The organism is Neobacillus sp. WH10 (assembly GCF_030123405.1).
Taxonomy (GTDB): Bacteria; Bacillota; Bacilli; order Bacillales; family Cytobacillaceae; genus Neobacillus.
The window spans coordinates 4,712,731-4,723,750 of the sequence record NZ_CP126110.1 but is presented as its reverse complement, the minus strand read 5'-3'; the positions used below and the strand labels follow the sequence as shown (position 1 = coordinate 4,723,750).

5 protein-coding genes are annotated in these 11,020 nt (G+C 39.7%); all 5 read left to right on the top strand.

Going from position 1 to position 11,020, the window contains the following annotated elements; all coding sequences use genetic code 11:
• Positions 1 to 153: 153 nt before the first annotated feature.
• The 5 genes from QNH20_RS23065 (at position 154) to QNH20_RS23045 (ending at position 10,667) form a co-directional block, all read left to right on the top strand.
• Positions 154 to 4,401: a S8 family serine peptidase gene (locus QNH20_RS23065; RefSeq protein WP_283920268.1), complete on the top strand. Its 4,248-nt coding sequence runs from the start codon at positions 154 to 156 to the stop codon at positions 4,399 to 4,401.
• A gap of 466 nt (positions 4,402 to 4,867) precedes the next feature.
• Entirely contained in the window at positions 4,868 to 6,916 is a 2,049-nt protein-coding gene (locus QNH20_RS23060) for a glucosaminidase domain-containing protein (RefSeq protein ID WP_283920267.1), read from the top strand.
• A gap of 162 nt (positions 6,917 to 7,078) precedes the next feature.
• Positions 7,079 to 8,959 carry an NTP transferase domain-containing protein gene (locus tag QNH20_RS23055; protein ID WP_283920266.1) on the top strand — a complete coding sequence of 627 codons (1,881 nt, stop codon included), beginning with the start codon at positions 7,079 to 7,081 and terminating at the stop codon, positions 8,957 to 8,959.
• The gene (locus tag QNH20_RS23050; protein WP_283920265.1) at positions 8,943 to 9,914 is read left to right on the top strand and encodes a DMT family transporter; all 972 of its coding nucleotides are present in this window, start codon (positions 8,943 to 8,945) and stop codon (positions 9,912 to 9,914) included. Before QNH20_RS23055 ends, QNH20_RS23050 begins: the two co-directional genes overlap by 17 nt.
• A gap of 60 nt (positions 9,915 to 9,974) precedes the next feature.
• Positions 9,975 to 10,667, top strand: coding sequence for an NTP transferase domain-containing protein (locus tag QNH20_RS23045; protein ID WP_283920264.1), 693 nt, complete (start codon positions 9,975 to 9,977; stop codon positions 10,665 to 10,667).
• Positions 10,668 to 11,020: the final 353 nt, after the last annotated feature.

The window sequence follows — 11,020 nt, the reverse complement described above, 5'->3', positions numbered from 1 at the left end:
TAAATATTCCAAAAAACTAATCTATTTATTGACCAGATGCTAGGAGAACACTAAAATTATTGTAGCATTTAGATTTTTTTACAATTCTGGAAATTAATTGCTAGACTGAAATAATTTAAGTGTGCTAGTTATTAAGAGGGGGAAAACAAGAGAATGAGCCTAAAGTCATGGAAAAAGAAAAAGAAAGTGACTACATATGTGCTGGCATCTGCCTTGGTTCTATCAAACCTTGGTTATGCGGCAGCAGCACAAACACCATCGGCAAAAAAAGATTACGCTTCGATGATCAACCAATTTAAACAGCATTTAAAAGTAAACGACCGCAAAAAACTAAGTGAGACACTTAAAGCCCACTTCAAAGCGACAGACAATGTCCGCATCATTGTGGAAGTGGACGGGCAGACTCCTGTTGAGTTAGCAACACAGCAAGGCAAACTGTACAAGGAATTGGCGGAAAGTACGAAAACCTCAATGGCGGCAAGACTTGAGAAACAGCATGCAACAGTGAAGGAGAAAATCAAAGCTAAAGGTGTCAATCTTAAATATAAGAACCAATTTACAACGGCCTTTAACGGTTTCAGTGGTGAAATAGCATTTGGTGACATTGCTAAGCTTGAAGCAGTCGAAGGTGTTAAAAATGTTTATTTAGCCAATGAATACAAGCGCCCGGTAAAACCTGATTTAAAAACGAGTAAATCTCTTGTCCAAGCACCTGAAACTTGGGCTGACGCAGGCTTAAAAGGCGAGGGTATGATTGTCGCTGTCATTGACACAGGTGTTGACCCAGCACATAAGGATTTTGTTTTATCAGATGACTCCAAAGCAGGGCTCTCTGAAGAAGATGTCGAGCAAATTGTTAGTAAAGATGGTTTAAAAGGTAAGTATTATACTGAAAAGGTTCCATATGGCTATAACTATTTTGACCAGAATGACACAATCATCGATAAAGGGCTGGATACTGGCATGCATGGGATGCATGTGGCCGGAATAGTTGCAGCAAACGGGAAGGAAGAAGATGGCGGTGTTAAGGGGATAGCTCCGGAAGCACAAGTTCTGGCGATGAAGGTATTTAGTAATGACTTGCTTTTCCCGTCTACGTGGTCTGATGTTTACCTTGCTGCCATCGATGATTCGATTAAGCTAGGTGCAGATGTATTGAATATGAGCCTTGGAGAGGTTGCTTCTTTTTATTCGAAAGATAGTGCAGAAGATGTTGCGATCACAAGAGCAACGAATAATGGCATTGTTTGTTCGATGTCTGCAGGCAACTCAGGAACTATTGGCTATGGTTGGGGCAACCCTTTTTATAAAAATCCGGATATTGGAGTCGTTGAAGCACCAGGATTAAATCCTGCGGGCATCTCTGTTGCGGCAGCAAATAATCTTTCCACACAATATCAACATTCCGTCACCGTGGGCAGCTTCAATGGTATTGGCTATGGGACGGACGATTGGACTCCGCTTACATCAGAAAATGAGAAATTACAGATTGTCAGCCTAAACGGTGCATTAGGTACCCCTGAAGATTATGAAGAAGTAGATGTCGCTCAGAAAGTGGTCCTTGTTAAACGCGGCGATCTATCCTTGGCAGAAAAAGCATTATTTGCAGCAGAAGCAGGTGCAGCAGGTATTATTGTTTATGATGATGGAAGCTCAACATTCTATAAAAATCAAGGCGGCTTTGACATTCCATTTATGTTAATTTCACAAAAAGAGGGTGAGTCACTGGAAACAGCGATAGCAACCGGCTCTGCTTCAGTAACGATTAACCAAATAGAAAAACAACAAGACCCTGACTCAGGCAAAATGACGGAGTTCTCTTCGTGGGGAACAACACCTGGTCTTGAGTTAAAACCGGAAATCACTGCACCAGGAGGAAATATTCTTTCCACCTTAAATAATGATCAATATGGAACATATAGCGGCACATCAATGGCAGCTCCACATGTGGCCGGCGGCTCTGCTCTTGTCCAGCAATACCTGCAAAAGGACGATCGTTTCAAAGGTCTTTCTATCAGTGAGCGGACCCGATTGGCCAAAACATTATTAATGAATACCGCAAAAGTCGTCGATGATGCGAATGGACAACCTTACTCACCGCGCTTTCAAGGGGCAGGGATGATGCAGACATACAATGCGGTTAAAACACCTGTATATGTTGTTAATAAAAGCAACGGTCAAGCAAAAGTGGAATTAAAAGACTTCACTTCGAAAAAATTTGAAATGACCCTTACTGCCAAAAACGTTTCAACGAAGGATGTTACTTATAATGTAAATACAAATGTTTTAGCAGACACACTGAAGCAAAATGATAAGGGTGAAAACTACAATGCCTTGATTGCCGGTAATCTTGAAGGTGTCATTGTCGACGGACCGTCAACCGTCACTGTTCTGGCCGGGCAAACAAAAGATATCACCATAAAGGTCGATATTAGTAAGGCGAAGGTGCCTGCTATTGATGTGAACGGGAATAAAACATCGGTTGCCCTTAAAGAAGATATGTTTGTGGAAGGTTTTGTAAAATTAGTGGATGCTGATAAGAATGTGGCGGGCAAAAAGGAGATTAGTCCGGACCTTACCGTTCCATATGTCGGATTCTACGGCAAGTGGGATCGCCCATCCATTCTCGATGGCTTTAAAGATTTCGGAGAATCACGTTTTTACGATCTTCAAGGTATGTTTGATGGGGAAGATGAAGAGGGAAATAAAGTGGAAGTTCCTGTCCATGATATGTTGTCAGATGACTGGTTCACAGAGCCGGTTCCTGAAAAAGGGTTCTATGCCATCTCACCAAATGGAGACTGGACAAAGGATGATATTAATGTATTCCCATCATTTTTACGGAATGCCGCCGAGGCTCAATTTAATATTTTAGATGAAAATAAACAATTACTCCGTCGGGTAAAATTGGAGAAAAACGTATTTAAGAGCTATTTTGATGATGGTAACGGAATGCCATTCTCCTATAATTATGATCGTACATGGGATGGCACGGTGAAAGGAAAGTCGGTTAAAGACGGCTTGTATTACTATCAAGTCAAAACGGTGATTGACTACAAAGGTGCTGGGTATCAAACAAAAGACATTCCAATCTTAGTTGATACCGTTGCACCACAAGTAACGGCAAGCTTTGACCCTGAAACATCTTTTGTCAGCTGGGATACGGTAGAGGAAGGGTCAGGTGTCCTATCCTATGGTATTTTTGTCAATGGTGAGTTTGTGGGAGAAACGACAGGTAAAGAAAATAGCTATGAATTAACCGATGTTCCTGAAGGTTCAATCATTGATGTTCTTGCTGCTGACTATGCGTATAACTTTGGCGGGGATACAGCTGCTGTTGGTGAGGTAGAAGACGGTGAACCTGTGATTATCATTGATCCGTTTTCAACGATGCCGTATGGAGCCTACAATGCAAAAGCGGTACCAGTTACAGGAATGGTAATCGAGGATTTAGGATTAAAATCCTTAACCGTTAATGGAAAAGCAGTAAGCTTTACACATGCAGGTCCGGGAATGTATGCATTTTCTACAAATGTAACATTTGCAAAGGATGGATTTTACGATATTATTGTCAAAGCAGTCGATCAATCAGACAATTCGTCTTCGATTGCTCGTAAGGTTTTCGTTGATTCCTCTGTACCGCAAATCAATGTAACCGCACCAAAGCTTGTTGCTGAAAACAAAGAAGAAGTGACATTGAAGCTTAATCTAAAGGATAATTTTAACTACCTTTCATTATTTGTTAACGATAATCACGAATATGAAAAAGCAATTGTTGGCCCGGTAGATGTTCTCACTCCGGCAAATGACAATGTAGAAGTAAAGGTAGCTATTAACCGTGGTGAAAACAAAATTTCCTTAAAGCTTCGAGATCTTGCAGGCAACGAAACGGTGAAGGAAGTAGTAATTAATCGTGCAAATGTGACGGGTTGGAAGCAAGAAGATGGCTCATGGTATTACTACAATAATAGCATAAAAGCAACTGGTTGGTTAAAGGGTGGAAATACTTGGTATTTCTTAGATAAAGATGGAAAAATGCAAACAGGCTGGTTCAAAGACAAGAACAAATGGTACTTCCTAACTAAGAGTGGTGCAATGGCAGAAAATCAATGGGTACTAGATCATAATAAATGGTATTACCTTGGTAAAGATGGTGTGATGCAGACCGGCTGGATTCATTTAAGCGGTAAATGGTATTACCTAAATGCAAAAGGTGAAATGGCCACGGGTTGGGTTCTCCTTAATGGCAAATGGTACTATCTAAACGCAAGCGGCGACATGGCAACAGGTTGGAAGCAGATTGGCGGTAAGTGGTACTATCTATACACCTCTGGTCAACTCGCAGTCAACACAACTATTAATGGCTACAAAGTGAACAAAGACGGTACATGGGTCAAATAATAAGTTTTTTCCACTATATAAAAAGATAGGGCGAACAGAGCAATCTGTTCGTCTTGTTTTTGTATCCATTATTTGGCTATATGTGCCAAAACTACTAAAATCGACATTATTTTCAATTTTTTATTGAAAAATTGTGTCAAAATGAGACAATAAAAGGGTACATATTAATTATCAAAGTTGGAAATTGTTTTTTCAACATAATGAAGAAGCTTGTCAAGGGGGCGGATGATAAGTAAATTGAAACGAGAATGCTAGAGTAAAATTTACTTTATTTACTATAACTAGAAATTTGGTAATTTAGTATAATCATTGATATATTTGTTTAGTGCATTTCTCATTTATCGTTTAATTCCACATCATCCGGTCTTAAACCGGTATTTTTAATGCTTATCCTTGGCTTTAAGCAATTCTTTCATATTTTAATTGAAAGTTTAATAGAAAGATTATTTTTGTGGGGGGAAAAAGATTGAAGAAAAAACGTGTCACTGCTTTCGTCTTGGCATCCATGTTGTTCTCTTCGACGGCCTCAGGCGTTACCGCAGCTGGAACCTATACATGGAAGTATCAAAACAACCAATGGTACTACTTAACATCAGCTGGAAAGCCTGTTACAGGTTGGGTACTATATGGTAATAAATGGTATTTTTTAGACAGCAATGGTGTAATGAAGACAGGTTGGCTATTATACAATAATAAATGGTATTACCTAGATTCAAGCGGAGCAATGAAAACCGGCTGGGTACCAAGTGGAAACAAATGGTATTTTCTTGATTCAAGTGGTGCAATGAAAACCGGTTGGTTGTCTAATGGAGGCAAATGGTATTTCCTCGATCAGAGCGGTGCGATGAAAACCGGCTGGTTTAAAGAAAATAATACTTGGTATTTCCTCGATCCAAGCGGTGCGATGAAAACCGGCTGGTTTAAAGAAAATAATACTTGGTATTTCCTAGAGCCAAGTGGTGCAATGAAAACCGGCTGGCTGGAAGATGGAAACGTAAAATATTATCTTAGCTCAAGCGGCGCAATGGTTACTGGACAAAAATTCATTGACGGAATACCGTATGTATTCACCACTTCAGGTGCTTTGAGTACGGCACCATTGACTGGTTTCTTCCGCGATGGTCAAATTATCATGTATTTTGATTCCAATGGAGAGAAGCATAAAGGCTGGCTTACTGAAGGGACGAATAAATATTATTTTTCCGACAATGGCTTCGCTCTAATCGGCTGGTTAACGGAAAATGGTAAAAAGTATTACTTTGGCCAGGATGGCAAGATGAAGACCGGCTGGGTACTTGATGCGAATAAATGGTTTTATATGAATGCCGACGGAACAATGGCCACAGGCTGGGTGTATGCCAATGGAAAATGGTATTTTATGAATGAAAATGGCATAATGCAGACCGGCTGGTTACTGGATAACGGTGCTTATTATTACTTGAATAAGAATGGAGATATGGCGGTTGGCTGGTTGTTCCTTGGTGGCAATTGGTACTATCTTGCAGGGAATGGAAAAATGGTTACCGGTGAACAGGTCATCGATGGGAAAACCTATTACTTTTTCGATAATGGTGTCTGGAACAGCGGCCCTATTACGAAAACGACCAACTATAATCTTACATTCCAGCAAATGCTCGACATACAGATGCAACGATCACCGCAAACGGATAAGTATAAGAATGCTAAAGCCTATGTGAGCAGTGACTATGTTCTTGTAGATGCCACAGATCCTACCAAAGGAGTCGTGACCTCCACAACGCCGCTTAACGTACGCGAGGATACGAATACAAATTCCTTTATTTTTGGAACATTGAGCCCTGGTTCACAGGTGCAAATTGTTTCTAAAGTTGGAACATGGTATGAAATTAAATATGTTACGTGGCGAAATGCAAAAGCATCAGATGTTTCTTATTTTTTGAATCCGAATTCTTTTAGTACTACTAGTACAGAATATTTCCAGTTTCTTCTTTTAAACAAAGGTGCCGGAACTACTGCCCAGGACTTAAATGCAAAAACACTGGCAGGAAAAGGGATTCTTGAAGGAAAGGCAGATGCCTTCCTGGAAGCAAGCAAAAAGTATAATATCAATGAAATTTATTTAATTTCTCATGCCTTACTTGAAACCGGAAATGGCAATTCTGCTCTTGCACAAGGGATTATCGTTGATACGGTCGACGGGAAAAAGTTAGATCAACCAGTGAAGGTTTATAATATGTATGGGATCGGTGCGATTGACAGCTGTCCAAATACATGCGGGGCCGAAACTGCTTATAAAAAAGGTTGGTTTACACCTGAGGCGGCCATCATCGGCGGTGCAGAATTCATCGGGGCTGGTTATATTAACGCTTCGACACCACAGAATACCCTTTATAAAATGAGATGGAATCCTGATGCTCCTTGGCATCAATATGCAACTGATATTGGCTGGGCGGTAAAGCAAACAAATAGTATTAAAAAAATCTACGATTCATTAAGTTCATATACCTTATATTTTGATGTTTCTGTTTATAAATAAGGTAAAAAACGAGGACTGTGCCTGCTAGTGCACAGTCCTTTTATTCTTTTCCCTTACATAGTAAATACTACCCAATATCGATATATTTTTGTTTACAGATATTCTAGGCTGCGTTACAATAAAAATACATTCAAATATTGAATACATCGGAGGAACACCCTAATGGAACAGCACTTATTTCAATTATTAGAAGCGATTAATAAAAATGCCCATTTGAATCAAAAGAAAATGGCTGAAATATGTGGAATTTCAATTGGTAAAGTTAATTATCTAATCCACGATTTAACATTCGGAAATTATATTTACAGTGAAAAAAAGGGCAGAAATATCAGCTATTACCTAACACAAAAAGGGCTTGATTTTTTACATAGCGGAATTGAAGCCTACCACGGAAAAAAGATTAATATTCATCAAGAGCCATTAACAGAAATTAAGCAGGCTATTATTTTAGCAGCAGGGTCAAGAAAGGATTTCGATAAACCAGCAGGGTTAATGGAAATCGATGGAACAACATTGTTAAAAAGAAATGTTGATATTTTGCAGGAAAACGGCATTAACAATATTGTGATTGTCACTGGTTATAAGAAAGAAGCATTTCAAGATTTCCCTGAATTCAACCATTTGAAATTTGTGAATAACCCAAAATTCAAATGGACCGGTTCGATGGCATCCTTGGCAGCAGCTTTCGAATATATAACGGATGATTTCCTTTTGGTTGAGGATGATATTTTAATTGAAGAGCGGGCGATTAGGGAAATCCTCTTACATCCGCATCGCGATTGTGTGCTTATCAGCAATGAGAGCGGCTCCGGGGACGAGGCCTTTGTTGAAATAAAAAATGGCTATCTTCATAAGATCTCCAAAGACATCCATCAATTCAATAGAATTGACGGTGAAATGATCGGCATTAGCAAGCTATCCTATGATGTCTATTCAAAAATGGTCAGCGAGTATCAACAAAATAATAAAAATCCATTCATCAATTATGAATATATGCTACTCGACATTTCACGGCATTACAATATTGGATATTTAAAAATGCATAATCTCTTTTGGGGCGAAATTGATAGCTGGCAGCACTATAACACGGTCAAGGAAAAAACCTATCCTATCCTAAAACGGAAAGAAGCTGAATTCCGAGAAATTTTTATTAAAAGTCATTTAATCGAGGCGCTTGACCTCGTGTATGAAGATATCGGGGAGATTCAGCCGTTCGGTGGAATGACGAATAAGAATTTTAAAGTGGTTATTAAGGGTAAAGAATACGTGCTCCGGATTCCAGGTAATGGAACGGAATCGATGATTAACCGAAAAGAGGAAAAGTTCAATGCGGCGCTTGCGAGTAATCTGGGTATTGATACGGAGTTGGTTTATTTTAATGAAGAAACGGGTGTAAAAATTGCCGAATTGATTCCTGGGGCAGAAACACTGAACAGCAAAATGTGTAAGCGCCAGGATTACATGGAACTGACCACGGCTAATTTCAGGAAACTTCATTCTTCTAAACTACAAATGGCTAATCATTTTGATGTTTTTGAAAAAATGGAGGAGTACGAACGACAGATGGAGGAAGCAAATGGCCAGCCTTATGTGCCATATGAAGAAGCAAAAGAGCAAATTATGATTCTGAAGAAGATTTATCAAGGCATGAATATTCAACCTACCCCTTGTCATATTGATCCGATTCCTGAAAATATGGTTATGAGCAGTGAAGGGAAGCTCTATTTTATTGATTGGGAATATAGCGGCATGAATGATCCGATGTGGGATTTGGCTGCACATTCCTTGGAAAGCGGCTTTTCACCTGAAGAAGAAGAGCTATTCTTGCTGCTTTATATAGAGCAAGATGAGATACCGTTGGAGATTCAACAGCGAGTGATGATGAATAAAATTTTCCAAGACTTTCTCTGGAGTACTTGGACCGTCATTAAAGAGGCAAAGGGAGACGATTTCGGCACTTACGGAATCGACCGCTTTAATAGATGTAAAGAGCATTTAAATCACGACATAATTAGGGAGATGGCGTATGAATATAAAAAATAAAGGATTTTTCTTCGGCATGTTTTCCGGCTTTACCTGGGCGGTCGATACGGTTTTAATTGGAATAGTGTTATCAAAGACTATATTTACTTCAACAGACACGGTCCTTTTCCTTGCTCCGTTAGTTAGTACATTTTTCCATGATATGCTATCTAGTCTATGGATGATGCTATATATGGCGATACGAGGGGAATTTACAGTACCCTTTAAAAAATTGACAACCCGAAGCGGTCGGTTTGTTATGTTAGGCGCATTGCTTGGCGGTCCGATTGGGATGACCGGTTACGTGCTTGCAGTTAAGTATTTAGGTCCATCATTGTCGGCATCGATTTCAGCGGTGTACCCGGCGATTGGAGCATTCTTTGCTTTTGTCATCTTGAAGGACCGCTTAACGATTAAGAACTGGATTGGACTTTTTATAAGTATTTTATTTATTTTCCTTTTAGGATTTACTGGAGGCTCACCTTCTCCAAGCTACATTCTTGGCTTCTCATTCATCCTTTTATGTATTTTCGGTTGGGGTATGGAGTGTGTCATTCTAGCATACGGTATGAAGGATGATGAAATATCGCCTGAACAGGCGTTGCAAATTCGTCAGCTAGTTTCTGCTGTCACATATGGAATCTTAATTTTACCTATTTTTAATGCGTACCCGCTTGTGGGTGAAGTATTTAAGAGCAGTGAATTGTTCCTTATCGCCGGGGTTGCCTTTTCAGGAACGGCTTCCTATGTGTTCTATTATAAAGCGATTTACACGCTTGGACCAACCCGTGCAATGGCATTAAATATTTCCTACGCTGCATGGGCGATTTTCTTAAGTTTTCTCATTTTACACACGCCAATTACCGCAAAGGTCCTCTTTTTTAGTATTATGATATTAGTAGGATCGGTCATTACCGTTGCTAATCAGGACGAACTGAAATGGATGAATCTTTTTAGAAACAGGAAGACTGCGTAATCTTGGTGGTACGGGAATAGATCGGATTTTAATTTTTAAAAGTCAGGAGAACAGCTTAAAATGAGAGCAATTATACTTGCAGCAGGAATGGGAACTAGGTTACGACCTTTAACATTCACAACGCCAAAAGCACTCACACCAGTAAATGGAAAGCCGATGCTTGAGACACAAATCGAATATTTACAAGAAATTGGTGTCGAAGAAATTGTTGTTGTGACTGGATACTTAGCAGAGAAATTTGAGTATCTGAAGGAAAAATATGGTGTTACCCTTGTTCATAATGATAAGTACAATGTCTATAATAATATTTACACGATGTATTTAGTAAGAGAATATTTGCATGATACGTACGTGATTGACGGCGATAACTACTTACATCGCAACTTTCTATTGAAAAGTCCAAAAACATCGATGTATTTTAGCGCCAGGAAACCGGAGTTTAAAGAGGAATGGATGATCCGCTACGACGATCACTATAAGGTAACGGATATCGTCATTGGTGACGGTGAGCATGATTATATTCTTTGCGGTGTCTCCTATTGGTCTGAAGATGATGGCAGATATATTATTGGAAAACTGGAAGAAGCTGTTTCCGCTGGGGGCTTTACGGAATTGTATTGGGATGACATCGTCAAGGATAACATCCCTGATATAAATGTCTACCTTCAGGAAATCCATCCGGACGACAGCTATGAAATTGATTCATTAGAAGACCTTGAAAAATTGAATACGTTGTTGGCTGCGCGAAATTGAACGGACACCTTGGTGTCCGTTATTTCTTTTTAGGGATGGATAACTTGGTTGGGGAAATGGTTATTGGAGCCTGATTAGGCGGAAAATCGAGAGAAAGGGTTCCAATAGGGTTGATTGGAGCCCTTTCCGGTGAAAAAATGGAGAAAAAGTATTCCAATGGAGGTTATTGGAGCCCGATCCGGCGAAAAAATAGAGAGAGAGGGTTCCAATAGAGGTTATTGGAGCCCGATCCGGCGCAAAAATAGAGAGAAAGGGTTCCAATGGAGATTATTGGAGCCCCGTTCCGTTAAAAAAATCGAGAAAAGGGTATCCAATAGGTGCTATTGGAGCCCTCCAAGCATGAAAAATCGTAA